At 59.6% G+C, this 25,615-nt stretch carries 26 protein-coding genes; 13 read left to right on the forward strand and 13 right to left on the reverse strand.

Annotated features, from left to right (window positions below; translation table 11 throughout):
* Nucleotides 1–71 precede the first annotated feature (71 nt).
* Nucleotides 72–4,406, reverse strand: coding sequence for a crosslink repair DNA glycosylase YcaQ family protein (locus tag JWR17_RS02560; RefSeq protein WP_299827987.1), 4,335 nt, complete (start codon nucleotides 4,404–4,406; stop codon nucleotides 72–74).
* Between the two features lie 190 nt (nucleotides 4,407–4,596).
* On the reverse strand, nucleotides 4,597–5,868 hold the full coding sequence (locus JWR17_RS02565; protein WP_299827988.1) for a zinc-dependent alcohol dehydrogenase: 1,272 nt from the start codon (nucleotides 5,866–5,868) through the stop codon (nucleotides 4,597–4,599).
* A gap of 250 nt (nucleotides 5,869–6,118) precedes the next feature.
* On the opposite strand from JWR17_RS02565, the gene JWR17_RS02570 reads away from it, so the two are divergent.
* Nucleotides 6,119–7,003, forward strand: coding sequence for a sugar nucleotide-binding protein (locus JWR17_RS02570; RefSeq protein ID WP_299827990.1), 885 nt, complete (start codon nucleotides 6,119–6,121; stop codon nucleotides 7,001–7,003).
* Nucleotides 6,996–7,925 (forward strand): NAD-dependent epimerase/dehydratase family protein, encoded by a 930-nt coding sequence (locus JWR17_RS02575; RefSeq protein WP_299827992.1) that lies wholly within the window; start codon nucleotides 6,996–6,998, stop codon nucleotides 7,923–7,925. The genes JWR17_RS02570 and JWR17_RS02575 overlap by 8 nt, the downstream gene beginning before the upstream one ends.
* Nucleotides 7,926–8,030: 105 nt before the next feature.
* Here the strand turns inward: JWR17_RS02575 and JWR17_RS02580 are convergent, their stop codons facing one another.
* From JWR17_RS02580 to JWR17_RS02600, 5 genes are all read right to left on the reverse strand, one after another.
* Nucleotides 8,031–8,717, reverse strand: coding sequence for an OmpW family outer membrane protein (locus JWR17_RS02580; RefSeq protein WP_299827993.1), 687 nt, complete (start codon nucleotides 8,715–8,717; stop codon nucleotides 8,031–8,033).
* Nucleotides 8,718–9,024: 307 nt separating this feature from the next.
* Nucleotides 9,025–9,561 (reverse strand): DUF3299 domain-containing protein, encoded by a 537-nt coding sequence (locus JWR17_RS02585; RefSeq protein ID WP_299827995.1) that lies wholly within the window; start codon nucleotides 9,559–9,561, stop codon nucleotides 9,025–9,027.
* Nucleotides 9,562–9,572: 11 nt separating this feature from the next.
* On the reverse strand, nucleotides 9,573–10,838 hold the full coding sequence (locus tag JWR17_RS02590) for an ABC transporter permease (protein WP_299827997.1): 1,266 nt from the start codon (nucleotides 10,836–10,838) through the stop codon (nucleotides 9,573–9,575).
* A 1-nt stretch (nucleotide 10,839) separates the two neighbouring features.
* Nucleotides 10,840–11,550 (reverse strand): ABC transporter ATP-binding protein, encoded by a 711-nt coding sequence (locus tag JWR17_RS02595; RefSeq protein WP_299827999.1) that lies wholly within the window; start codon nucleotides 11,548–11,550, stop codon nucleotides 10,840–10,842.
* 22 nt (nucleotides 11,551–11,572) lie between these two features.
* Nucleotides 11,573–12,160 (reverse strand): DUF2796 domain-containing protein, encoded by a 588-nt coding sequence (locus JWR17_RS02600; protein ID WP_299828002.1) that lies wholly within the window; start codon nucleotides 12,158–12,160, stop codon nucleotides 11,573–11,575.
* A gap of 219 nt (nucleotides 12,161–12,379) precedes the next feature.
* Between JWR17_RS02600 and JWR17_RS02605 the strand changes: the two genes are divergently transcribed.
* Nucleotides 12,380–12,733 (forward strand): hypothetical protein, encoded by a 354-nt coding sequence (locus JWR17_RS02605; protein ID WP_299828004.1) that lies wholly within the window; start codon nucleotides 12,380–12,382, stop codon nucleotides 12,731–12,733.
* Here JWR17_RS02605 and trxA read toward each other — a convergent pair.
* A complete protein-coding gene (gene trxA / locus JWR17_RS02610; protein WP_299828006.1) occupies nucleotides 12,727–13,599 on the reverse strand; it encodes a thioredoxin in 873 nt (290 codons plus the stop codon). The two genes, JWR17_RS02605 and trxA, sit on opposite strands and share 7 nt — an antisense overlap.
* Before the next feature lie 273 nt (nucleotides 13,600–13,872).
* Nucleotides 13,873–14,331, reverse strand: a complete 459-nt coding sequence (locus JWR17_RS02615) for a hypothetical protein (RefSeq protein ID WP_299828007.1) — start codon at nucleotides 14,329–14,331, stop codon at nucleotides 13,873–13,875.
* Between the two features lie 221 nt (nucleotides 14,332–14,552).
* On the opposite strand from JWR17_RS02615, the gene nrdR reads away from it, so the two are divergent.
* From nrdR to JWR17_RS02665, 10 genes are all read left to right on the forward strand, one after another.
* On the forward strand, nucleotides 14,553–15,017 hold the full coding sequence (gene nrdR, locus JWR17_RS02620; RefSeq protein ID WP_297832514.1) for a transcriptional regulator NrdR: 465 nt from the start codon (nucleotides 14,553–14,555) through the stop codon (nucleotides 15,015–15,017).
* Nucleotides 15,014–16,144: a bifunctional diaminohydroxyphosphoribosylaminopyrimidine deaminase/5-amino-6-(5-phosphoribosylamino)uracil reductase RibD gene (gene ribD, locus JWR17_RS02625; RefSeq protein WP_299828009.1), complete on the forward strand. Its 1,131-nt coding sequence runs from the start codon at nucleotides 15,014–15,016 to the stop codon at nucleotides 16,142–16,144. Before nrdR ends, ribD begins: the two co-directional genes overlap by 4 nt.
* Nucleotides 16,145–16,204: 60 nt before the next feature.
* A complete protein-coding gene (locus JWR17_RS02630) occupies nucleotides 16,205–16,873 on the forward strand; it encodes a riboflavin synthase (RefSeq protein WP_299828011.1) in 669 nt (222 codons plus the stop codon).
* Between the two features lie 16 nt (nucleotides 16,874–16,889).
* Complete coding sequence (gene ribBA, locus JWR17_RS02635; RefSeq protein WP_299828013.1) at nucleotides 16,890–17,981, forward strand: bifunctional 3,4-dihydroxy-2-butanone-4-phosphate synthase/GTP cyclohydrolase II; 1,092 nt, start codon at nucleotides 16,890–16,892, stop codon at nucleotides 17,979–17,981.
* A 132-nt stretch (nucleotides 17,982–18,113) separates the two neighbouring features.
* The gene (ribE, locus tag JWR17_RS02640; RefSeq protein WP_299828015.1) at nucleotides 18,114–18,590 is read left to right on the forward strand and encodes a 6,7-dimethyl-8-ribityllumazine synthase; all 477 of its coding nucleotides are present in this window, start codon (nucleotides 18,114–18,116) and stop codon (nucleotides 18,588–18,590) included.
* Nucleotides 18,587–19,087, forward strand: coding sequence for a transcription antitermination factor NusB (gene nusB / locus JWR17_RS02645; protein WP_299828017.1), 501 nt, complete (start codon nucleotides 18,587–18,589; stop codon nucleotides 19,085–19,087). The genes ribE and nusB overlap by 4 nt, the downstream gene beginning before the upstream one ends.
* 13 nt (nucleotides 19,088–19,100) lie before the next feature.
* Entirely contained in the window at nucleotides 19,101–20,066 is a 966-nt protein-coding gene (gene thiL, locus JWR17_RS02650) for a thiamine-phosphate kinase (RefSeq protein WP_299828019.1), read from the forward strand.
* Nucleotides 20,063–20,572: a phosphatidylglycerophosphatase A gene (locus JWR17_RS02655; protein ID WP_299828021.1), complete on the forward strand. Its 510-nt coding sequence runs from the start codon at nucleotides 20,063–20,065 to the stop codon at nucleotides 20,570–20,572. Before thiL ends, JWR17_RS02655 begins: the two co-directional genes overlap by 4 nt.
* Before the next feature lie 156 nt (nucleotides 20,573–20,728).
* A complete protein-coding gene (gene ribA / locus JWR17_RS02660) occupies nucleotides 20,729–21,346 on the forward strand; it encodes a GTP cyclohydrolase II (RefSeq protein WP_299828023.1) in 618 nt (205 codons plus the stop codon).
* The gene (locus tag JWR17_RS02665) at nucleotides 21,343–21,762 is read left to right on the forward strand and encodes an MFS transporter (protein ID WP_299828026.1); all 420 of its coding nucleotides are present in this window, start codon (nucleotides 21,343–21,345) and stop codon (nucleotides 21,760–21,762) included. The genes ribA and JWR17_RS02665 overlap by 4 nt, the downstream gene beginning before the upstream one ends.
* 73 nt (nucleotides 21,763–21,835) lie before the next feature.
* On the opposite strand, the gene dxs is transcribed toward JWR17_RS02665, so the two are convergent.
* The 4 genes from dxs to JWR17_RS02685 all read right to left on the reverse strand — a co-directional run bounded on the left by dxs (nucleotide 21,836) and on the right by JWR17_RS02685 (nucleotide 25,593).
* A complete protein-coding gene (gene dxs / locus JWR17_RS02670; RefSeq protein ID WP_299828028.1) occupies nucleotides 21,836–23,734 on the reverse strand; it encodes a 1-deoxy-D-xylulose-5-phosphate synthase in 1,899 nt (632 codons plus the stop codon).
* Between the two features lie 153 nt (nucleotides 23,735–23,887).
* Nucleotides 23,888–24,775, reverse strand: a complete 888-nt coding sequence (ispA, locus tag JWR17_RS02675; protein WP_299828029.1) for a (2E,6E)-farnesyl diphosphate synthase — start codon at nucleotides 24,773–24,775, stop codon at nucleotides 23,888–23,890.
* Entirely contained in the window at nucleotides 24,772–25,014 is a 243-nt protein-coding gene (locus JWR17_RS02680) for an exodeoxyribonuclease VII small subunit (RefSeq protein WP_297836734.1), read from the reverse strand. Before JWR17_RS02680 ends, ispA begins: the two co-directional genes overlap by 4 nt.
* 141 nt (nucleotides 25,015–25,155) lie before the next feature.
* Nucleotides 25,156–25,593 carry an Lrp/AsnC family transcriptional regulator gene (locus JWR17_RS02685; RefSeq protein ID WP_299828031.1) on the reverse strand — a complete coding sequence of 146 codons (438 nt, stop codon included), beginning with the start codon at nucleotides 25,591–25,593 and terminating at the stop codon, nucleotides 25,156–25,158.
* Between the last annotated feature and the right edge of the window lie 22 nt (nucleotides 25,594–25,615).

Genomic DNA, 25,615 nt, shown 5'->3' on the forward strand with positions numbered 1-25,615 from the left:
TACAGATTATTATTAAGTCGATAAGTTATGCGTTGTTTGATAAGAGCGTTCGCGAAGGGCGCACCTCGGTGTCAGTGCAGTAACCGATCCCTTAGCGCCGCCGCCGCGTGCGGTTCCAACTCCAGCCAATAGTGCGGTTTGCCGGCGATAATCGCTGCGGCCGGAATGCCATCGCGGTACACCAACCGATTGCCCGCCAGTGCCGGGACTTTGTTGCCGGGCAGCAGGGTGCCGACCAGGTTCAGCGGATCAGCACCGCACAGTCTGACCAAGCTGCCATCCAGTGGCCGTCGACGAACCTCTCGCAGCAATGGAATGGCTTCCGGTAATGCAAATTGCTCACCCGCCAGACCGCTGATAAACCGCCCGCCACGAATCTCACCACGGGCTTCCAGTCGATGAAAGGTGCGCAACAGCTCGCGCCAGCTTGGCAACCAGTCAGCCTCACGTTCCAGCACTCGCCAAAACACTACGCCATAACGCCGTAGAAGCGTCATGGCCACGTGTTCGAGCGTGTCCGGCGCAGTGTGTCTGGATCGAATGGTTTCAGTGGGTTCTGCAACAGGCGAGCGGCGCAGTAACGCCCAGCGCCCGGCATCGTCCATGCCGCCGATGAGCGCGCCACGGTTACGTCGACTGGTACGCGCCGAGCGTTTGCTGGCCGGGGTAATTAGCGCTCGCAGTCCAGCGAAGCTGTCGGCATTGACCAATCCAGCGCCGACCAATTCCTGCAATGCGTTTTCCAGCTCGCTACGCAGCAGGTGCGCCTCATGCATCAGCTCATCGAAAAACAACGCACCGTGGTCGGCCAGCGCGGCGTGGACTTTTTGTGCGCGCAACGACAGCTCAGACGGCAACGGCTGTTCGGTCAGCTCGCTCCACAACCGTACCTGGCTGCGTGGCAACAGCACAATGGGCGTACTGCGCAACGCCGCAGCGCCGGTTTTGTTGCGCGGGGCCAAACGCGTCCATACGGTTTTACCCGAGCGGCACAGCTCATCGAGCCACATCAGCGAATAGTCCTTGAGCCGGGCCGCAAGAATGTCGCTGTCCCAGGCGCTGGCTGCGGCCGAATAGCCCTCCAGCTGCTCAACCACTTGGGGCAATGCCGCTTTGCCTTGGCTACGTGTCACGCTGGACAGGTGCTGCCAATCGAACAGAAAGCGCATGAAGTCCTGCAACGAAACCGGTTCGATTTCCCGTCGCAGACGCTTCACCGTGTAGCGATGGATGCGTGCCAGCAAATGCCGCTCGCACCATTGTTCATCAAGGGCGCCGGGGCTGAAATGACCGCGCAGCACGTAACCTTCGCCTTCCAGCCGCGCCAGCGCTTGAGTCACCCGAGCCGGAGGCAAAGCCAGAGGCTCGGCTATCGCTGCCAAAGACAATGGGCCGAAACCCGCGAGGCGCGCACGGACGATTTCCACCGTCGCCTCGTCTTCCTCCCACGGCTCATCAAACCCGCTTAACGGCTGTAACGGCGGATGCATCTCTGCCAGCGGATACACCGCACGCAAACAGGTCAGGCGTTCAAGGGCCAACCACAACGCATTGTCCGGACTGACCTGCAAGCGGGTTGCGCGGCCACTGTTAGCCAGCGCCTCAAGCCACGGCAACCACTGCGGATGCTCACGTGCTTCGGCACCGCTGACACAGCTAAGCGTCATCAACGCCTCGTGCATTTCATCGAGGGATTGCGGTTGCGGCCAGGCTTCTTCACCGACCGCCGCAATCGCGTCGGCATCCAGCGCGCCCAGATCGTCGGTGGATTGCGGATCGCTCCAGCGCCGATTAAGCACCGCCTGAGTCCGGCGTTCTTCCAGCGGTGCGTCATCCAGAAACGCAAACGGTCGCGCGTTAAGAATCTCGGCTGCCAGCGGCGAGGGCGCAGGCAAATCCCGGCTGATCAAGCGCACCTCACCGCGTTCCATACGCCGTAGCAGCGTTAACCAGCCCTCGCAATCCATGGCTTCATGCAGGCAGTCGTCGAGGGTTTGCTCGACCAGCGGATGGTCCGGGATTTCCCGCTCGCCCACCAGATTCTCCAGGCAGGCGATCTGGTCGGGGAACACCGTGGCGATCAGGTCTTCGCTCTTTATCCGTTGCAACTGCGGCGCGACTTTACGTCCGCCGCTGTAACGGGGTAAAGCCAGCGCGGTGCCGGCATTCCAGCGCCAACGCACACCGAACAACGGCGCCTCCAGCACGGCCTGAATCAATAAATGCTCGCCACTGTTAGCCTTGATGTAGTGCCACACCTCATCTAACTCGAAGCTGTGGCTGGTGGACAGCGAAAGCACGATGGCGTCTTCACTGGCCGCCGCTTGCAGCTCGAAATTGAAAGTGCGACAAAAGCGTTTGCGCAGCGCCAAGCCCCAGGCACGGTTGATCCGGCTGCCAAACGGCGTGTGGATAATCAGCTGGGTGCCACCCGCTTCATCGAAAAAACGCTCCATCAGCAAGGTGTCTTGGGACGGCAATGCGCCGAGCGCCAAGCGCGTGCGCGCCAGGTAATCCACCAGTTGATCAGCGCTGCCAATGTCCAGGCCGAGGGTGTCCATCAACCAGTTAATGCACGGTTGTAGATCGCCAGGGCTGGCGCTTAGCAATTCATCGATCTGTGCTTGCAGGCGCGCCACGGCGAACGACAACTCGGCGCTGCGCCCCGGTGCTTCGCCGAGCCAAAATGGAATCGTTGGCGATTGACCATGGGCATCCTCGACCCGCACTCGGCCGGTTTCTATGCGCAAAATTCGATACGAGGTATTGCCCAACTGGAAGACGTCCCCGGCGATGCTCTCCACGGCAAAGTCTTCATTCACCGTACCGATGTTCAACGCCTGGGGTTCGAGAATAACGCTGTAGTCAGCGTTGTCCGGGATGGTCCCGCCGCTGGTGACGGCGGTCAGCTTGCTGCCACGTCGCCCGCGCAGGGTCCGGGTCAGCGCGTCGCGGTGCAAATACGCACTGCGCACGCCCTGGCGGCCGCTATAGCCTTCAGCGAGCATGCGCAACAGCGCCTGAAAGTGCGCCTCATCCAAGTCAGCGTAGGGCGATGCCTGACGAAGCATGTCCAGCAATGCCTGCTCCTGCCATTCCTCGCAACTGACCTCGGCGATAATCTGCTGGGCCAAAACGTCCAGCGGAGCGACGGGGATCAGCAGTGTGTCCAACTCGCCACGACGCACGCAATCCAGCAACGCGGTGCATTCAATCAAGTCATCTCGGGAGGTCGCAAACAGTCGACCTTTGGGTGTGCCGCCGACGTGGTGACCGGAGCGGCCAACCCTTTGCAGGAACGCAGCGATAGAACGTGGCGAGGCAATCTGACAGACCAGATTGACGTCGCCGATATCGATCCCCAGCTCCAGCGAGGCGGTGGCGATCAGCACTTGCAAGTCACCGCGCTTGAGCCGTTGCTCAGCGTCCAGGCGCTGCTCTTTGGCCAGGCTGCCGTGGTGCGCGGCGACGGCTTCTTTTGTCAGCCGCTCGCTGAGGTGCCGGGCCAGACGTTCCGCCATGCGTCGGGTGTTGACGAAAATCAACGTGGTCCGGTGTTCCCGGGCCAACTGTGCAATACGGTCATACACCAATTCCCACACATCGTTGGCCATCACCGCGCTTAGCGGCACGGGCGGCACTTCGATTGCCAGATCCCGTGGTCGAGCGTGGCCGATGTCAACGATAGCGCACGGTCGTTTGAGTGGATCGCTGCCCACCAGAAATCTCGACACCCGCTCAATAGGTTTTTGCGTGGCCGACAGGCCGATACGTAACAGCGGCTGAGCGTATTGATGCTTGTCGCACAAGGCCTGCAAACGCTCCAGACTCAGGGCCAGATGGCTGCCACGCTTACTCGATGCGATGGCGTGAATCTCGTCGACAATTACCGTTCGAGTGGTCGACAGCATGCGTCGGCCGGAGTCTGAGCCCAGCAGTACATACAGCGATTCCGGCGTTGTCACCAGAATATGCGGCGCGGTCTTGCGCATTGCCGTGCGTTCTTTTTGATGGGTGTCGCCGGTGCGGACGGCCGTGGTTATGCGCAGTTCCGGGAGCCCCATCCGTGCCAGCTGCGCTGTGATCCCGGCCAGCGGAATTTGCAGGTTGATCTGGATGTCGTTGGACAGCGCTTTGAGTGGCGAAACATAGACCACAAAGGTCTGGTCTGGCAGCTCGCCATCGGCCAAACCCTGATGGACCAGGTCATCGAGCACTGCCAGAAACGCGGTCAAGGTTTTGCCCGAACCGGTGGGCGCGGCGATCAGGGTCGAACGCCGCGCCTTGATCAGCGGCCACGCCTGGGCCTGAGCAGCCGTTACCGCCGGGAAAGTAGACGTGAACCAAGCGCTCACCGCAGGATGAAACTCGCTCAGAACCGGGTCGGGAAGGGTGGGAAGATTCATGCGCAATTTATGCGGGCGGCGCTAGGAAGATGCAAGCGCCTCCCATCGCCGGAACTCACGCGGCGCCCCTTCGTAGGAGCCAACTTGTTGGCGAGGGCCTTATGCGGTGAGTCAGGTAGGAAGCCTCGCCAACAAGTTGCCTCCTACAGATTCCTCATGATGCCCGGCCGATTGTAGCCTCCGGCAGCTCTTACAATGGCCCTTCCGGCGAATACATCCGTTCTGCCATGTCGCTTAGCTGCTCCAGATCTTTCTTGTCGGTGTCGGTAAATTGCGGCCGCAGTTCAACCTTGATCCACCCCGTGTCGCGACGGTCGAAGGCTTCGAACGCGCTGATGGCATCAGGAATAGATTTGGTCTGGGTGAGAATTTTGCTCGGGTCGATGCGCTTGGCCAGGGTGAAATCAATCAGGCGCGGGATGTATTTGCGGTGATGACAGTTGCCCATATTGATCGTCAGGTTCTTGTTCATGGCCGCGCCAATGGGAAACTGCATCGCTGCTTCCGGGTAAACACCGATGATCGACAGAGTTCCGGCTTTGGCAATCGCTTGGACCGCCCAGCGCAATACCTGACTCGGCGCGCCACCGGGCTTCCAGTTTTCGCCGTCGGGGTGGGTTTCCGGGGCGACGGCTTTGGTTTCTTCTTCAAACTCCTCGGCCTGTTCGTGGCCGCAGTTGCCATGCTCCGCGTCGATGCCTACCGCATCGATCACCCGGTCCACGCCAACGCCGTCGGTCAAACGCATCAAGGTTTCAACCGGGTCTTCACTACCAAAATCGATGACTTCCGCGCCTTGGGTACGGGCCATTTGCAAGCGGTCTGGATGACGGTCTATAGCAAACACCCGGCCCGCGCCCAACAAGTACGCACTGGCAATGGCGAACTGCCCTACTGGCCCGCAACCAAACACCGCCACCGTATCCCCCGCAGTAATTTCCGCCATCTCCGCACCGAAGTAACCTGTAGGGAAAATATCCGAAAGCATGATCGCCTGATCATCCGTGATCTCATTGGGCAGTTTGATCAAGCCGATGTTGGCAAAAGGAATTCGCGCTTTTTCGGCCTGCAAGCCATCGAACGGGCCTGTTGCTTTCGGCCCGCCAAAGAACGCGGTGCCCGCAGTTTTGCCGTTAGGATTGGCGACGTCGCACTGAGCGAAATATCCGGCCCTGCAGTAAGCGCAGTTACCGCAGGCGATTGTCGATGGGATCACCACCCGGTCGCCCACTTGCAAGTTGCGCACATCCGCGCCGATTTCTTCGATGATCCCAACGCCTTCATGGCCGAGAATGGTGCCCGGCTGCATGCCGCTGAATGTACCGCGGATAAAGTGCAGGTCAGTGCCGCAGATGGCTGAAGTGGTAATGCGAACGATGGCGTCTGTCGGCTCCTGAATAACCGGATCGGGTACATCGTCCAGTCGGATGTCACCTACGCCGTGAAATACGATGGCTTTCATAAGGTTCTCCTTGGGTGCGTAAAGTCTTAATGGCCGTGAAGCATTTTCGACGGCCTTGTTCTCGTGACAGACCCGTCCAAAGAGTTGTTCCTCGGCAATGGATCAGTGGTTGATGGCCATTATTTTGAATCCAGAAAACGGCGCAAACCCTTACAGACCGGGCGCCTCTTGGGGGATAGGGATCAACGTGTTATGTTTGCAGCCGTTTTTATTAATTTATTTTGATCGATTCTGAGAGCCTGCTGACTCTATGCGAATGCGCCTTATGCTGTTGGGCGGCGGGAATGCCCTTGGGCAGGCGCTGATTCGCCTTGGTGCCGAGGAAGATGTTGGTTTCCTCGCACCGCGTCCACCGGAAAGCGGTTGGGACGCGGCGAGCCTGACGCAACTGCTTGATGACACCCGCCCGGATGCCTTGATCAATCTTGCTTATTACTTCGACTGGTTTCAGGCGGAGACCGTGAGCGAAGCCCGTCTGGCTGGCCAGGAACGCTCTGTTGAGCGCCTCGCCGAGCTGTGCCAGCACCACAATATTACGTTGTTGCAGCCGTCCAGCTATCGAGTGTTCGACGGTTCGCGGGCGACCGCTTATAGCGAAAAAGACGAACCCGTGCCGTTGGGTCAACGTGGCCAAGCGTTGTGGCGTATCGAGCAAAGCGTACGTGCCACCTGCCCGCAGCATGTGCTTTTACGCTTCGGCTGGTTGCTGGATGACAGCGGCGACGGCGTCATGGGGCGTCTGCTCAAGCTTGCCGAGCAACCCCAAGAGTTGCTCATGGCGGATGATCGCCGTGGCAACCCGACACCGGTTGATGATGCCGCTCGCGTGATCATCTCAGTGCTCAAGCAACTCGATTGCGCGGCACCGCTGTGGGGCACTTATCACTATGCCGGCCACGAAGCGACCACGCCACTGGCACTGGGGCAGGCAATTCTGACCGAAGCGCGTCTGCTGCACCCGCTGGCGGTTGAAGCGCCCACTGCGCAAGCCCATGCCGCTCGCGCCGATGCTGTCGAAGAGCCGCAACACGGCGTGCTGGCCTGCAAAAAAATCCTCCATACCTTTGGTATCAAGCCACGCGCCTGGCGTGCAGGCTTGCCAAGCTTACTGGACCGTTATTATCGCCATGCTTGATGCTCCTGTTTTAATCACCGGCGGCGCCGGCTTCATTGGATCGCACCTGGTCGACGCACTGCTAGCCAAAGGCTATGCGGTGCGCGTCCTGGACGATATGTCCACCGGTAAACGCAGCAATCTACCGATGGAAAATCCACGTCTGGAGTTGATCGAGGGCGATGTCGCCGACGCAGCACTGGTCGCCCGCGCCGCCATTGGTTGTCAGGCCGTGGCGCACCTGGCGGCGGTCGCTTCGGTGCAGGCCTCGGTGGATGATCCTGTTCGCACCCATCAAAGCAACTTCGTTAGCACCTTGAACGTGTGCGAAGCCATGCGGCAGGCCGGCATCAAACGGGTGTTGTTTGCGTCGAGCGCGGCGGTGTACGGCAACAACGGCGAAGGCGAGTCCATCGACGAAGACACGCCCAAGTCGCCGCTGACGCCTTACGCCTCGGACAAGCTGTCGAGTGAGTACTACCTGGACTTCTATCGTCGCCAGCATGGGTTGGAGCCGGTTTCATTTCGCTTCTTCAATATCTTCGGTCCACGCCAAGACCCATCGTCGCCGTATTCGGGTGTGATCAGCATTTTTTGCGAGCGCGCGGAAAAAGGGCTGCCCATTGCCATCTTTGGTGACGGCGAGCAAACCCGGGATTTCGTCTACGTAGGGGATCTGGCGGCGGTGCTGGTGCAGGCGTTGGAATTGCCGCAGGTCGAAGCGGGTGCAATCAACGTTGGCCTCAATCAAGCGACTTCGTTGAACCAGTTGCTGGAAGCGTTATCCCAGGTGATTGGACGGTTGCCAGAGGTGAGTTACCTGCCGGCGCGCTCTGGTGATATTCGCCACTCACGGGCCAGCAACTGTCGCTTGCTGGAACGGTTCGAGTTCCCGCAGTCGACGCCGTTGAGTGTTGGCCTGGCGCGGTTGCTGGGGCGTTGAATAAAGTCCGGTAGGAGCCAACTTGTTGGCGAAGCGGTGTGTCAGACACGCCGCATTAAGCGCCTCGCCAACAAGTTGGCTCCTACAAATGTTGCGGTGTGGGCGTTAAAACTTGTAACCCAACCCCACCATGTAGACCCATGGATCGACGTCCATATTGACCTTGGTCTGGCCGACGCCCAGTGCGTTGGGGCCGTCGACGGTGGCTTTGGTGCTCATGTCGATGTACCAGACCGAGGCGTTAAGCATCACTCGGTCGGTCAGCATATAGTCCGCGCCAATCTGGCCGGCGATGCCTACCGAATCCTTGACCTTAAGATTGCTAAACCCCTCGTTCTTGCGTTCGCCGGTCAAATCCCCGCCGAAAAACGCGGTGTAGTTCAGACCCACGCCCACATAAGGTTGAAACTTCGACGAGGATTCCAGCGGGTAGTACTGCAACGACAAGGTCGGCGGCAGTTGTTTGATATCACCCAACTTGCCATCCAGGGTCGGGCCGAGGCCTTTGACACCCACCGTGTGTTTGAACGGCGTGGCCGCCAACAACTCAATGCCGAAGTGGTTCGTGAGCATGTACGCCACCGCCAGTCCAAGCTGGGTGTCGCTGTCGAGAGTCGCTTTGGTGCCGGAGACTTTGGCGCCATCCAGTTTCAGATTACCGCTGTCTTCGTTAGGGCTCACCGTCGCCGCACCAGCACGAACGATGATGTCGCCGGCTTCGTGGGCCTGTGCGACGAGGGAGGCGCTGAGCGCCAGCGCAAAAAGAGACGCGCAGAGCAGTGACTTGTGCATGAAGGCTCCATTAGACGATTAAATGTGGCGATGTCTAATGGTAGGGCGCGTCTGCCACGGGCCTTTTGACTCAGCTCAATGAAATGGATGTCTATAAGCCAGCCATCAGCTCTGTAGAAGGGTCCGCCACGTCTTCGACGCCGCGCTGTCGCGCAGCAAACACAAAACCTGTAGTAGCTGCCGAAGGCTGCGATAGGCCGGGGTCGCGGGCGACCGGCACCCCCTTCAGCTGTATAACGAGGGCGACCGGTTCCCGGTCGAATCGAAGCCTTCGGCAGCTCCTACCGCAAGTAATCTCTTCGGGAATTCAAGAATCCGGCAGCTCATACGCATAGATTTTTTCAGCCGCCATTTTGTAGCCCGCATCGGCCAGTTCACTGGTAGACGCTTCGACTTTCATCGAGCCTTCGATCCAATACGGCTGATACAGCTCATCAAGTTTGACCCCGACCTTGCTGGTCACGTAGACGATCTGGTTCGACGGCGGCGGTGGCACATGGATGCAGGCGCCGAAGTAGGGCACTAAGAGAAACTCCGTCACCCGGCCTTCTTCCGTGACTTCCAGCGGAACGATGTAACCCGGCAGGCGGATATGCTGCCCGTCGAGTGCCTTGACCACCGGCGCCGATGGCGATTGCTGTTTGGCGGCGGGCGCGGACTCCAACGCGTCGGCCATACCGGACAGGCTATGGATCACCGCCTTCTGCGGCGGCGGTTTTGGAGCATCCGGCGGGATCATTTGCTCCCAGGTCAAGTCGCGTGGCTGCGTGTCAGCGGCCCACGTCGGTGTCGCCGCCAGTAACGGCGCAATCAACAGCAACAGCGCGAACAGTGGGCGCAACATGGTGGAAGTCCTCATAAACGGATCGACAAGCCATCGGCCAGTGACTGGCGGTAGGCGCGCCACGCGGGCACGGTGCCGATCAACAGTGCGGCGAGCAGAATACCCCCGAGCAGCGACCATTCATATGCGCTGGGCAATGACAGCGGCAGGAACAATCCGTAGTTGGACTGCACAAACCCCTGGGCCGAGGCAATGCCGACGTACAGCAACACCACGCCGCTGACCACCCCCGCCAACGCCAGGGCAAAGGCTTCGAGAATTAACAAACTAGCGATATGCCAAGGCCGGGCGCCCACCGAACGCAAAATCGCCATCTCCCGGCGGCGTTCGTTGAGGCTGGTCAAAATCGCGGTAAGCATGCCGATCAAACCGGTCACCACCACGAACAGCGAAATAATGAACAGCGCTTGTTCGGCGGTGCTCATCAAGCTCCACAGTTCCTGCAAGGCCACGCCGGGCAGAATCGCCAGCATCGGCTCGCCTCGGAATTCATTGATGTCACGCTGCACGGCAAAGGTCGCGATCTTATTATTCAGGCCGAGCATAAACGCAGTGATCGCGGTGGGAGTCAGGTCCATGTTGCGCGCCTGATCGGCGCTGATCCGCCCGGCGCCATGGGCCGGAACACCGTTGTGCCAGTCGATGTGGATTGCTTCCATGCCGCCAAGGCTGATGTGCAACGTGCGGTCTACGGGGGTGCCGGTGCGTTTCAGAATGCCGACCACGGTGAACGGTTTGTCGTCGTGTTTGACCAGGCTGACCACTGCCACGCCGTGAGCCAACACCAGCTTGTCGCCCAGTTTGTATTTCAACGCGTCGGCGACTTCAGCGCCTAGCACCACTTCAAATGGGTCGGTGGCAAACGCTCGGCCTGTTGCCAGCTCCAGGCTTTGTTGATGACCGTACTGGTAATGCTCGAAATACGCTTCGTTGGTGCCCATCACTCGATAGCCGCGGTGCGAGTCGCCCAAGGAAATCGGGATCGCCCATTTCACATGCGGGTCGTTGGCGAAATGCTCGAAGCTGTCCCAACGGATATTGTTGGTGGCGTTGCCGATGCGAAACACCGAATACAGCAGCAAATTGATCGAGCCGGAACGTGCGCCAACGATCAGGTCGGTGCCGCTGATGGTGCTGGCGAAACTGGCCCGGGCTTCGGTGCGTACCCGCTCGACCGCCAATAACAGGCACACCGATAAGGCGATGGCAAACGCGGTGAGAAACGCGGTGAAGCGACGGTTTGCCAGACTGGCCATGGCTAGACGAAACAAATACATCTCAAACCTCTGCGGCGACGGCGGCGCGATTGAGTTCAGACAGCGACAGGTTGCGGTCGAACAGCGGCGCCAGGCTTTGATCATGGCTGACGAACAGCAGGCTGGCACCGGCTTCCTGGCACTCCGCGAACAGCAGGCGAATAAACGCCTCCCGGGCATCGGCGTCCAATGCCGAGGTCGGCTCGTCAGCGATCACCAGCTCCGGTTGACCAATCAACGCCCGGGCCGCCGCGACCCGTTGTTGCTGGCCGATGGACAGAGAGTCTGCCCGTCGACTCAGCAGTGCCGGGTCTTTCAAGCCCAGATGCGCCAGCAAGGTGGCGGCAGCTTGCTCGACGCTGCCATGACGCTGGGTCGCGCGCGTGGCGCGGAGTTTCGAGAAGTGACACGGCAGCTCGACGTTTTCCCTTACCGAGAGAAACGGCAGCAAGTTGAACTGCTGGAAAATATACCCCGTGTGATCAACCCGAAAGCGGTCGCGGGCGCCGGCCGACAGTTGCGTCAGCTCTTGGCCCAGCAGCCGGATACTGCCCCGGTTGGGCTTCTGTACACCGCCCAACAGCCCGAGCAACGTGGTTTTGCCACTGCCGCTGGGACCTTTGAGGAACAGGGTTTCGCCGGGTTCCAGGCGAAACGCCGGGATGTCCAGCAGCGGCGCATGACCTGGCCAGCTAAAGCCAAGGTCGGACAGTTCGATGAGTGCTTGGGTCATTTGGGGCGCGTTCACCGGATTATCAGAACTTCAGCGTGGCGTTGTCAGGCGTTGCTTCAGTGCCGTACTGGCCATTAGGAGCGATCAGTTGTACTTGAATCTTGTGGGTGCCGGGGAAGGTCTTGAAAATCTGCGACAGGTCGAGGCGCTTCAGCTCCGAAGGGGCGTCGCAGACAAACACGTAATGGGCATGGATTTCACTGTGGTGATGTTCTTCGCTGGCTTCGCCGTTATCAGGCGCGTGGTTATCGTCGTCGTGGTCATTGTCCGCTTCAGGTGTGTCGCCGAATAACGGGCTCTGCAGCTTTTGCGTGGTCACTGCGCATTTGGCAGCCAGCGGCAGATTGAACAGCGCCTGGGATTTCAACAGCAGTTCGCGCGCCTTGGCAACGGTGGCTTTGTCCTCGCCGGTGCTGGCGTCGTGCTCAAAGCCAACGATATTCATCGACGGGCTGTCCAGTTCAAACTCTAATGATCGGCCGTCCAGCGCAACGTCCAAGCGCGCAACGCCGTGCTCGTGGGCGCCAAGGCTGGCGTGTTCTACTTCAGCGGCGTGGGCCATGGCCATTGGAAGCAGAGCAAAAGGCAGGGCGAGTAACAGACGACGCATGGGGACAACTCCGGGTGCACAGGGCATTGATTCGTTATGTGATCTTATAACAGTTAGTCGGTGCCTGACACGCGGCAATTTGTTCGGGCACCCCATGTATGAGCTAATCAAAACAAATCTCTATAGGAGCCAACTTGTTGGCGAAGCGGCGTATTCGACACCGTCAACGGCTCGCCAATACGTTGGCTCCTTCAGGACATTATTAATAGGGAGACAGACATGGTGCGTATCCGTGGAACCATCGGCGAATGGCCGGTGGACCTGACGCTTGAACTGGATGAAGGCGACTGGGCGCAGTTGGGTGCCCAGCTAGCGTTACAAGGACAGGCGAAACCCGCGAGCACTGCGCCAGCGCCCGCCCCGGTGAGCCAGGACGACGCCATCTGGCACGTCGCCAAAGACTTGCTGCGCAAGGCCGGGCAGTTGAGTGGGCCGGATTTGCTCGGCGAGCTTGAAGCGCTGACCGGCAGCACTGCAGCGGGCAAGCGCCTGTTGGTGCGTTTGCGCCACAGCGCCGAGGTCAAGGTGGTGAGCGGCGCCGACGCACCGCTGTATAGCTGGGTCAGTCAGTAAAGCGCGGCAAACAATTTGCGCCGGTACATGGTAACCAGCGGATGGTCGTTGCCCAGCAGGTCGAACACTTGCAGCAAGGTTTTGTGTGCAAGGCCTTCGGCATAGTTGCGATTACGGATGAACAGCTTCATCAGGCCATCCAGCGCGGCTTCATATTGCTGGCGCGACAGTTGTTGAATCGCCAACTGATGGGCGGCTTCATCGTCTTGGGGATTTTTTGCCAGTCGGGTTTTTAAGTCCGCAACGTCGGGCAAGTTGGCCGCTTCACCCAGGAACGTCAACTGCGCCTTGGCACCCGCCAGCGCGGCTTTGTGCTGATCGCCTGTCACCGCATCAAGCACTGCGCCGGCTTCGGTCAGTTCGCCGCGTTCGGCCAGGCAACGTGCGTACAGAATCAGCGCGGCGGCATTGGTGTTGTCCTCGCCGAGCAGATGCTTCAGCACCGCTTCGGCGTCAGCAATGCTGCCTTCGGCGAAAAGTAACTGCGCTTGCTCAAGCGGGTCAGCAGCCACGGGAGGCGGCAGTTGCACGTGCGGCTCAAGAATGGTGCGAATGGCCGATTCAGGTTGTGCACCGGAAAAACCATCCACCGGCTGACCGTCCTTGAACAGCACCACGGTCGGCAGACTACGTATGCCAAAACGAGCGACGATGTCTTGCTCCGCGTCGCAATCGACCTTTGCCAATAACAGCTCGCCCTGGTATTCGTCAGCGATTTTCTTCAGCAGTGGCATCAGCACTTTGCACGGCGCGCACCATTCAGCCCAGAAATCTACCAGCACGGGCTTGTGGAACGAGGCCTCGATGACCAGTTGGTCGAAGGTCGCAGTGGTTGCGTCGAAAATGTACGGGGTGTCCTGGCTCATCGCTAGTCTCGAAAAAGGCATTCAATGGCGCAACTATATCACTGCGAAATCGCACCCTGTTTGTTGGCGACATTCGCCTTGGTGAAACAGACACATTGTCTCCCCAACAAGTTGGCTCTTACGGGGGATGCGGTTCGGCCAACCAGTTGGCTCTTATCAAACAACGCATAACTTATTGACTGAAAAATAATCTGCAGGTTTTGTATTTGCTGCGCGACAGCGCGGCGTCGAAGACGTGGCGGCCCCTCCTACAGAGGGCTTTCGGTACTCAGCCTAAGGCGCAACCACCAACTGCAAAGCCCCCAGCGCCTGGGTGGTGCCTTGTTCGATCCTTAGCGACGGCAGGTGCAGGATCAACTGGCCGGACTGACTAGCCCGGCCGCGTAGTTCGACTCGGGCGCCCATCGGAAAGGAATCCGGGTTGAAACGCAGCTGGAAAGGCAGTGCCTGATTGGTCCCGGTCAATGTGGTGTTAGCCAACAACCGTTGGGGGCGACCTTTGTCGTCGATCACCAGCAGCGCCAACTCCACCAGCGCGCCCGCAGGCGCACCCACCAATTGACCGCTTAGTTCGCGCTGGTAAGCCGGCAATGGCCCCGGCCCCTCCTGCAATTTGACGGCGGCAGGCTGCTGAACCGCTGCTTTAGCCGCGACAGGTTTTTTCGGCGCTTCACTGCTGCAAGCGGCTAGAAAGCCAACAAGACAGAGCAAGACAAGCGGTCGTAGCGACATGAACAGCTCCAACAATACAAAAATCCGGGGGAGGCGCGGCAGGAGACGCAGTATTGCCCAGCCGCATGATTTTCACACGGCTCGCCGCGGGTCTATATACCGTAAAGCCCGGCACTTGTCGCGCCGCTAAAACGTACGGCGACGGGCCGCATTTTTTCCCCGCTGGAAATAAAAGAAGACTCGCCCTACCATGAGCCTCCCTTTTTTTGTTGCCTGCCACCATGCACTGTCCCTTCTGCGGTGCCAATGACACCAAAGTCATTGACTCGCGCCTTGTTGCCGAGGGCGAGCAAGTCCGTCGCCGTCGCGAATGCCTGGCCTGCGGCGAGCGCTTCACGACGTTCGAAACCGCCGAACTGGTGCTTCCGCGCCTGATCAAGCAAGACGGCAGTCGTCAGCCTTTCGACGAAGAGAAGCTGCGTGCCGGTATGCAGCGCGCCCTGGAGAAACGTCCGGTCAGCGTTGAGCGCCTGGAAGCCGCGTTGGCCCACATCAAGCACAAGCTGCGAGCCACTGGCGAGCGTGAAGTGAAATCGCTGGTGGTGGGTGAGTTGGTTATGGGCGAGTTGCAGAAGCTCGACGAAGTCGCGTATATCCGCTTTGCTTCAGTGTATCGGCGATTCCAGGACCTCAACGAATTCCGTGAAGAGATCGACCGTCTCGCCCGCGAACCGGTGAAAGAATGAGCCTTCCTTCGGCTGAACAGAGCGCCCTGGACCGCCATTACATGGCTCGGGCGCTGGAGCTCGCCCGCAAAGGCATCTATACCGCGCATCCAAACCCATGTGTTGGCTGCGTGATCGTCCGTGACGGGCAGATCGTCGGCGAGGGCTGGCACGTGCGCGCCGGTCAACCCCACGCCGAAGTGCATGCCCTGCGTCAGGCCGGTGACAAAGCCCGCGACGCCACTGCTTACGTCACCCTTGAACCGTGCAGCCATCACGGGCGTACCCCGCCATGTGCTGAAGCGTTGGTCGATGCCGGTGTCGCGCGGGTGGTGGCGGCGATGCAAGACCCCAATCCGGACGTTGCGGGCAAAGGCCTGCTGCGCCTGATGATAGCGGGCATTGCGGTACAAAGCGGCGTGCTGGAAAGCGACGCACGGGCGCTGAATAAAGGTTTCTTGAAGCGTATGGAGCATGGCCTGCCGTACGTGCGGGTCAAGTTGGCCATGAGCCTCGACGGGCGCACGGCCATGGCCAGCGGCGAGAGCAAATGGATTACCGGCCCGGCCGCACGTTCTGCGGTGCAACGCTTGCGCGCCCAGTCGAGCGTGGTTTTGACCGGCGCCGACACGGTACTCGCCGACGGTGCGCGCTTGACGGTCCGCCCGGACGAACTCGGGCTGGATGCCGAACTGACGGCCTTGGCCCTCACCCGACCGCCATTGCGCGTGCTGATTGATGGCCGACTGCGAGTGCCGCTGGATGCGCCGTTCTTCCAGGCCGGCAATACGCTGGTGGTGACCTGTGCCGCGGCCTCGGCGCGCGAGCATTACCTCGCCGAAGGACACGAAATGCTGGCGTTAGCCAATAGTGCCGGCCAAGTCGATTTGCACAAGTTGATGGTCGAATTGGCAGCGCGTGGCGTCAATGACGTGCTGATCGAGGCGGGTCCCGGTTTGGCCGGTGCGTTCACTCGGCTCGGTCTAGTCGACGAGTTTCAGATTTTTGTCGCAGGAAAATTCCTTGGTTCCTCGGCGCGGCCGCTGCTTGATCTGCCCTTGGCGAAGATGAGCGAAGCGTTGGAACTGAAAATTATTGAAATGCGAGCTGTCGGTGATGATTGGCGAGTAATCGCCGTTCCTGCCTGAGCAACCGCGTAAAATTATCCGCCTCCGCTTAGCGCGGGCCTTGTTCTCCTGGAGAACCACATGTTTACCGGCATTATCGAATCCATTGGCAGTATCCGTGCGCTGACCCCTAAAGGCGGCGATGTCCGCGTCCATGTGGCCACCGGCAAACTTGATCTCGGCGACGTCAAACTCGGCGACAGCATCGCGGTTAACGGTGTCTGCCTGACCGCAGTCGAGCTGCCGGGCGACGGTTTTTGGGCCGACGTCAGCCGTGAAACCCTTGATTGCACCGCATTCGATGATTTGAAAACCGGTAGCCCGGTGAACCTGGAAAAAGCATTGACGCCCACCACGCGACTCGGCGGTCATTTGGTCAGCGGGCACGTCGACGGTGTCGGCGAAGTGATTTCTCGGGAAGAAAACGCCCGGGCCATCCAGTTCCGCATCCGCGCGCCCCGTGAGCTGGCCAAATACATCTCGCACAAAGGCTCGATCACCGTTGATGGCACCAGCCTCACGGTGAACGCCGTCAATGGCGCTGAATTCGACCTGACCATCGTCCCGCACACCTTGGCCGAAACCATCATGGCTGAGTACAAGCCGGGACGTCGGGTCAACCTGGAAGTGGACTTGCTGGCGCGTTACCTGGAGCGTCTGTTGCTGGGCGATAAGGCCGCAGAGCCGAACGTTGCAGCAGGCGGCATCACTGAAAGTTTTCTAGCCTCCAATGGCTACCTAAAATCCTGATTAAAGGGGGTGCCTTGTGGCGCTCAACAGTATTGAAGAACTGGTTGAAGATGTTCGCCAAGGCAAAATGGTCATCCTCATGGATGACGAAGACCGCGAGAACGAAGGCGACCTGATCATGGCCGCCGAGTGCGTTCAGGCCAAAGACATCAACTTCATGGCCAAGCACGCCCGCGGCCTGATCTGCATGCCCATGAGTCGCGAGCGCTGCGAAACCCTCAAGCTGCCGTTGATGGCGCCGCGCAATGGCTCCGGCTTCGGCACCAAGTTCACCGTGTCCATTGAAGCGGCCGAAGGCGTCACCACCGGTATTTCCGCTGCCGACCGCGCCCGTACGGTGCAGGCTGCTGCCGCCAAAGACGCTAAAGCTGAAGACATCGTCAGCCCTGGCCATATCTTCCCGTTGATGGCTCAAGCGGGCGGCACCCTCGCACGGGCAGGCCACACCGAAGCCGCCTGCGATTTGGCGAGCATGGCCGGTTTTGAGCCGAGCGGCTTGATCTGCGAAGTCATGAATGACGATGGCACCATGGCCCGTCGCCCTGAATTGGAGGCGTTTGCCGCCGAACACGGGATCAAGATCGGCACCATCGCTGACCTGATTCACTACCGGATGATTCACGAGCGTACCGTTCAGCGGATTGCCGAGCAGCCCATGGACAGCGAACTGGGCCAGTTCAACCTGGTGACCTACCGCGACTCGGTTGAAGGCGACGTCCATTTGGCGCTGACCCTGGGCGACATCTGCGCTGACGTGCCGACACTGGTTCGGGTGCATAACATGGACCCCCTGCGCGACCTGTTAATGGTCAAACAGCCCGGTCGCTGGAGCCTGCGTGCGGCCATGGCCGCCGTGGCCGAGGCCGGCAGCGGGGTTGTGCTGTTGTTGGGCCATCCGCTGGATGGCGATGTATTGCTGGCGCATATCCGTGACGCCGCCGTGAACGCTACGGTCAAGACGCCGACCACCTACAGCATCGTTGGGGCGGGTTCGCAGATTCTTCGCGACCTGGGCGTGCGCAAAATGCGCCTGATGAGTTCACCAATGAAGTTCAATGCGATATCCGGTTTCGATCTGGAAGTTGTAGAATACGTGCCCTCCGAATAACGACCGGTTGGGCAGCGCCTGAAAATCCAGTGGATTTGATAGGTCCTGTCCGACAGTCTGCAGATGGTGGCCTAAAATCCCTTAAAGCACGCCGATTGGGCGTGCTTGCTCTTTAAGATGAGACACACCCTAATGACCCTGAAGACCATCGAAGGTACCTTCATCGCTCCCCAAGGCCGCTACGCCTTGGTGGTTGGCCGCTTCAACAGCTTCGTCGTCGAAAGTCTGCTGAGCGGTGCCGTTGATACCTTGGTTCGCCATGGTGTGAGCGAAAGCAACATCACCATCATTCGCGCGCCGGGCGCCTTCGAAATCCCGCTGGTGGTGCAGAAAGTTGCCCAGCGCAGCGAGTACGCAGCCATCATCGCTTTGGGCGCAGTCATTCGTGGCGGCACTCCGCACTTCGAATACGTCGCTGGCGAATGCGTCAAAGGCCTGTCTCAGGTTTCCATGGAATTCGGCGTGCCGGTTTCGTTTGGCGTACTGACCGTCGACTCTATTGAACAAGCCATCGAACGTTCCGGCACCAAAGCCGGGAACAAAGGCGCTGAAGCTGCTTTGACCGCCATTGAGATGGTCAGCTTGTTGTCACAGTTGGAGGCCCAATGATTTCCGACGATACCGACCAGTTCAACCCCCGCGACGCAAAAGATCCAGAAGCCGCCAAGGGTAAAAGTGCCAAGCGCCGCGAAGCGCGTCAATTGGCGACCCAAGCGCTGTATCAGTGGCACATGGCAGGTCACTCGCTGAACGAAATCGAAGCGCAGTTCCGCGTCGATAACGACTTCAGCAATGTTGACGCGACGTACTTCCAGGAATTGCTGCACGGCGTTCCGACCAACAAGACTGCGATCGATACTGCCCTCGCGCCTTGCCTGGACATCACCATCGAAGAACTCGACCCGGTTGAACTGGCGATCTTGCGTCTGTCGACCTACGAGCTGCTCAAGCGGATCGACGTGCCGTATCGCGTGGTGATCAACGAAGGTATCGAGCTGGCGAAAGTCTACGGCTCCACCGACGGCCACAAGTTCGTCAATGGCGTGCTGGACAAATTGGCTCCGCGCTTGCGCGAAGCCGAGGTGAAGGCTCACAAGCGTTCTTGAACGCCTGATTGCCATGGATGAATTCGCGCTGATCCGCAAATACTTCGCCGCTGCCCCCTGTGCGCAGGCGGGCGAGGGTGTTGCATTGGGGATCGGCGACGATTGCGCCCTGCTGACGGTGCCGCCTGGCGAACAATTGGCAATCTCTACCGACACGCTGGTTGCCGGCGTGCATTTCCCCGATCTCTGCGACCCGTTTCTGTTGGGCCAGCGCGCGCTTGCGGTTTCCGCCAGCGATCTGGCTGCCATGGGGGCGACTCCGCTGGCGTTTACCCTTGCCCTGACCTTGCCCAGTGTCGATGCCGACTGGCTGCAAGCGTTCGCCCAGGGTTTGAACCTGATGGCGCAGCGCTGCTCGTTGCAACTGGTGGGTGGCGACACCACGCGTGGGCCATTAAGCCTGACGATGACAGTGTTTGGTCGTGTGCCTGCGGGTCTGGCGCTGACCCGCCGTGGCGCCCAGGTCGGCGATCTGCTGTGTGTCGGCGGCGAGTTGGGCGACGGCGCCGGCGCATTGCCGCTGGTACTGAACCAGCGCAACGCCGAGACGTCTATCGCAGACGCGTTATTGGCGCGTTACTGGTCGCCGCAACCACAGCTGGCCCTCGGCTTGGCCCTGCGCGGTAAAGCCACCGCAGCGCTGGATGTCTCCGATGGATTGTTGGCTGATTGCGGACACATCGCCGCCGCCTCCAATGTGCGGTTGGTGATTGAGCGTGAGGCGCTGCCGCTGTCAGCGCCGCTGCTGGCGTTTCTCGGGCTAGAAGCGGCGCGCGAAGCGGCGTTGAGTGGCGGCGATGATTATGTGCTGGCGTTTACCTTGCCCGCGTCGCAACTGTCCGGTCTACGCGCTGCCGTTTCGTCCGTGCGGGTGATCGGTCGAGTTGAGGCGGGGCAGGGCGTTTGCCTGGTCGACAGCGACGGAAAAGACGTCACGCCATTGGCGCGTGGCTATCAACATTTTCAGGAGACTCAGTGACAAATTCCTCTAAAAAGACCTCAGGACAGCGGACTCCACCGACGGTGTGGACTAACCCATGGCATTTCCTGGCGTTTGGCTTTGGCTCTGGCACCTTGCCCAAAGCCCCGGGCACATGGGGCTCGCTAGTCGCCTTGCCGTTTATTCCGCTGTGGCAAATGCTTCCGGACTGGGGTTATTGGTTGATGCTTGGCGTCACCATGCTGTTCGGCGTCTGGCTGTGCGGCAAGGTCGCCGATGACTTGCGGGTGCATGACCATGAAGGCATTGTCTGGGACGAATTCGTTGGCATGTGGATCACCCTGTGGCTAGTGCCTGAAGGATGGTACTGGCTGTTAGCGGGATTCCTGATGTTCCGTTTCTTCGACATCCTCAAGCCGTGGCCGATTCGCTGGATCGACAAGCATGTGCATGGCGGGGTAGGGATCATGCTCGATGACGTTCTGGCGGGGGTGTTTGCCTGGTTGGGCATGCATGGGCTGGTGTGGGCCGTAGGCGCACTGTAATGGGCGCGTTGGCTGCTGTTTTGGAATATGCAACCGGGCTTTATCTATCAAGTTGATATGTATAGCCAATAATTCAGCCTAAGCGCCCCCCGGAATCCGCTGTTACAATGTTGCCACTGCGATTTTCCAGTCCCAATCATGATCAGGAGCACAAAGGTGCCCGTCGTCTTCGTCGCTGCTTCCAAGCTGCCAACCCCTTTTGCGCAATTCACCATGCACGGCTTTCTTGAGGAAGCCACCGGGCGTGAGCACATCGTTCTCAGCCTCGGCGACGTCGCCGATGGAACTCCGGTCTTGGGTCGCGTGCATTCCGAATGCCTGACCGGTGACGCCTTGTTCAGCCAGCGCTGTGATTGCGGATCGCAACTCGAAGCTGCGTTGCAGGCGATTGCCTCGGAAGGTCGTGGCGTGTTGTTGTACCTGCGTCAGGAAGGTCGGGGTATCGGTTTACTGAACAAAATCCGTGCATACGAGCTTCAGGATGGCGGTGCTGACACCGTCGAAGCCAATGAGCGTTTGGGTTTCGCCGCCGATCAGCGCGACTACGCCATTTGCTCGCCGATGCTGGAGCACATGGGGGTCAAATCCCTGCGTTTGATGACCAATAACCCGCGAAAGGTCAAAGCCTTGACCGACATGGGCATCACCATCGCCGAACGCGTGCCGCTGCATACGGGCCATAACCCCCACAACAAACAGTACCTGGCGACCAAGGCTGGCAAGCTTGGGCATATGATGGGCAACGAACATTTGACCGAAGCTGGCCGCGCGTGACACGCAACAACGTCCGTCGCCGATTGGCGCTAGCGTGGTGGTGGCAGCTGTTTCTAACGTTAGCGCCGCTGTTAGTGGTCAACGGTATTTTCGGCAGCGGTGAAGCGCTTGTGCCGATTCTGGCGATGCCGATGTTCATCGCCGGTATCGCGTCGATGTTTGCCAGTCTGAAATTTTTTGGCCAGTACAAAAACGCGCTCATCGCCACTGAAAAAGCCCTGAACACCCCGGAAGAAGCCGCTGCCTGGATTGAATTGGCTGCACGCCGCCGCATCGCCTTCCTCGCCGCTGGGCTACCCGCCTGGATTGGTGCCCTCGCCGTGTTCGTCGGCCTTGAAGCCGTGCCGTTGTTTCTCCTGGCATTCTCCAGCGTCGTCTTGCTGTACCTCTACCGAATCCCCCGCCAGTTGGGGTGATCAGGATTGCAGCAGCACCACATTAGATCGCATCCCGACAGGTTTCTGTGGGGCCTCGATGTTGCGCCCGGCTTCAGCGCGCCATCAATTCCAGGCGCTGGTTGATGGCGGCTTCGATCCCGGCTTCGTCCAGCCCACACTCAGCCAGCATTTGCGCAGGCTTGGCGTGTTCGACGTAGCTGTCTGGCAAGCCCAGGTGCAGCACGGACTTTAGAATATTTTCCCGTGCCAGGAATTCGCTGACAGCAGCACCGGCTCCGCCCATGATCGCGTTTTCTTCAATGGTCACCAGCAGTTCGTGTCCAGCGGCCATCTGTCGAACCAGCGCCTCGTCCAACGGTTTGACGAAGCGCATGTCCACCACCGTGGCGTCCAGCTTCTCAGCGACGTTCAGCGCTTCGGCCAATTGCACGCCGAACACTAATAATGCAACCTTTTGCCCGGTGCGACGGACCACGCCTTTGCCGATTTCCAACGGCTCAAGGCCGCTGTCAATCGCTGCATTCGGGCCTGTGCCGCGTGGGTAACGGACTGCCGCTGGACCTATGTGCAGGTAGCCGGTGCTGAGCATTTTGCGCAATTCGTTTTCGTCACTCGGCGTCATCACCAGCATGCCGGGAATGCAGCGCAGATAAGACAAATCGAAGCTGCCAGCGTGAGTCGGACCGTCTTCACCGACCAGGCCGGCACGGTCGATGGCAAACAACACATCAAGGTTCTGCACCGCGACGTCGTGAATCAGCTGATCGTAGCCGCGCTGCAGGAAGGTGGAATAAATCGCTACCACCGGCTTGGCGCCTTCGCATGCCATGCCAGCGGCCAGCGTAACGGCGTGCTGCTCAGCAATGGCGACGTCGTAATAACGTTCTGGAAAGCGTTCGCTGAACTCAACCAGGTCCGAGCCTTCTTTCATTGCCGGGGTAATCCCGACGAGAAGCGGATCGGTCTCGGCCATGTCGCAAATCCACTGGCCGAACACGCCTGAATACTTCGGTCCGCTGGCCTTTTTAGGTGCGGCAGCCGGAGCATTGAGAGGTTCGAGCTTGGTAATTGCGTGATACCCAATGGGGTCTGCTTCGGCCGGGGCGAAGCCTTTGCCCTTTTTCGTGACCACGTGCAGAAACTGTGGACCCTTAAGGTCGCGCATGTTGCGCAACGTAGCGATCAGCGTTGGCAGGTCGTGGCCGTCGATAGGGCCGATATAATTCCAGCCCAGCTCTTCGAACAGGGTGCCGGGGACCAACATGCCCTTGGCATACTCTTCAGTACGGCGGGCAATTTCCCAGGCGCCGGGCAGGCGTGAGAGCACTTTTTTGCTGCCCTCACGCATGCTGGCGTAAGTACGGCTTGAAAGAATCTTCGCCAGATAATTCGACAGCCCGCCGACATTGCGCGAGATCGACATGTCGTTGTCATTAAGAATGACCAGCATGTCCGCAGCCACTTCCGGCGCGTGGTTCAGCGCTTCGAAGGCCATGCCAGCGGTCAAGGCACCGTCGCCGATCACGGCAATGGCTTTGCGTGAGCTGTTCTGCAAGCGGGCCCCGAGGGCCATGCCCAGCGCGGCACTGATTGAGGTACTGGAATGGCCGACGCCAAAGGTGTCGTATTCACTTTCGGCACGGCGCGGAAAGGCTGCGACGCCGTTCTTCTGCCGCAGGCTGCCCATTTGCTGGCGGCGGCCGGTGAGAATCTTGTGCGGATAGGCCTGATGGCCCACGTCCCAGACCAAGCGGTCGTCCGGGGTATCGAAGACGTAATGCAAGGCAATGGTCAGCTCGATAACGCCGAGGCCAGCACCAAAATGCCCGCCGGTCTGACCTACGGTGTAGAGCAGTTCCAGGCGCAGTTCATCCGCCAGGGTTTCCAGCTCGGCCTCACCCAACCGGCGCAAGCCGTCCGGCGTATTCGCACGGTCGAGCAAAGGCGTAGTCGGGCGCTCGCGGGGGATCTCTTTGAACGTCGTAGGCATCAGGCGAATCGATATAAGTAGAAGAGGCGGCAGTTTACCTGATGCATCGCGATGCTGCCCACGAAGCAGGGCAGAGGATGGTCAGACAATGAATGTATTCACGTAGGTTCTAGACCCGACCGATGTCAGTCAGTTCGTTGTAATCCCGCATTTTCAACTGCGGCGTTCGACGATATAGCGCGCAAGGTTACGCAAAGGCTCGGCTGCCGCGTCGAATGGTCGCAGTGCATGCAGCGCCTGATCACGCAGTTCCAGCGCGTACGCTTTTGCGGCGTCCAGGCCCAGCAGCGCAGGGTAGGTCGGTTTGTCACGCGCAATATCGGCCCCCTGGCGTTTGCCGAGGGTAGCGGTATCGCTTTCAACATCGAGAATATCGTCCTGGACCTGGAACGCCAGGCCCACGGCTTGAGCGTAACTTTGCAGGGATGCGAGTTCGGTTTTTTCGGCGCGGCCACTGGCCAGAGCGCCCAGGGTGACGCTGGCTTCGATCAGCGCGCCGGTCTTATGCCGGTGCATGAAGGCCAATGCGGCCTGATCGAGCTTGATGCCTACCGAACCCAAATCAATGGCTTGTCCGCCCACCATCCCCGCTGGCCCGGCGGCCTGAGCCAAGACGTTGATCATCTTGAGTCGAGTTTCGGCGCCTTGGGGGGTCAGGGCTGAGTCGAGCAGCACGCTGAACGCCAGACTTTGCAGACCGTCACCCGCAAGGATCGCGCAGGCTTCATCGAAGGCTTTGTGAGTAGTGGGCTGGCCGCGACGCAGATCGTCGTCGTCCATCGCCGGCAAATCGTCATGCACCAACGAATAGGCATGAATCAACTCAACCGCGCAGGCTGCGCCATCGGCCAGCGCCGGGGACGAACCCAGAGCCTCGCAGGCGGCATAGGCGAGCAACGGTCGAACGCGCTTGCCACCGTTCATGACGCTGTAGCGCATGGCGGCGTAGAGGCGGGTCAGTTCAGGGCTGGGTGCCAGAAACAGGCCATCCAGGGCTGCGTTAACGCGAGCCTGGGTTCGGGCCTGATAAATGGCAATCATTCTGGCTGGTCCGCATCGAAGGGCTCTTCAGCCAATTCGCCATCGCGCTCCAGCAGGACTTGAACCTTTTGCTCGGCTTGGGCCAAGGCGCCCTGGCAATCACGGGTCAGGCGAATACCTTGCTCGAAGGCGGTCAACGAATCTTCCAGCGACAGCTCGCCGTTTTCGAGACGTTCGACCAGCGTTTGCAGATCAGCGAGAGATTGTTCGAAATCCAGTGCAGCTTTTTTGCGGGCCATGGGTAGCTATCTCGATGGACATTAAACCGGCGCGACACTAGCAGAGCGGCGGCGTTGGGGCAAATGACAGGCGGCTAGAGCCTCTGTAGGAGATTGCGCCCCGTGTTCGACGCCGCGCTGTTGCGCAGCAAACACGTCTAATTACGCCATGGGCGGCAATCTTCTTTTTACCGGAGTTTTCTTGACGATGGCAGTGTTGGTTTCGGCGTAGGCATTCAGTCCATCGAGCAAGGTGTCCAGTTGTTCCATGGAGCGTACGTGCAGGCGGGCGATGAAGCAGTCATCGCCGGTGACTTTGTCGCATTCGGTGAATTCCGCAATGGCCTGGATCTGCCGTTCGACTTCCTGCAGTCGGCCTGGATGCGGGCGTACGCGCACGATGGCCTGTAATTGGTAGCCAAAGCACTTAGGGTCGATTTCTACGGTATAGCCCTTAAGCACTCCGCGTTCTTCAAGCCTGCGCAGGCGTTCCGCAACACTGGGCGAGGACAGTCCACTGATCTGCGCCAAGGCCTTCAGCGAGCAACGGGAATCTTCCATCAGCGCGCCAATTAGCGCTTGATCAATGTCATCGGTCATTTCAGCTCCAATTAGCCAATTA

It is taken from the genome of Pseudomonas sp. (assembly GCF_028293835.1).
Lineage (GTDB): Bacteria > Pseudomonadota > Gammaproteobacteria > Pseudomonadales > Pseudomonadaceae > Aquipseudomonas.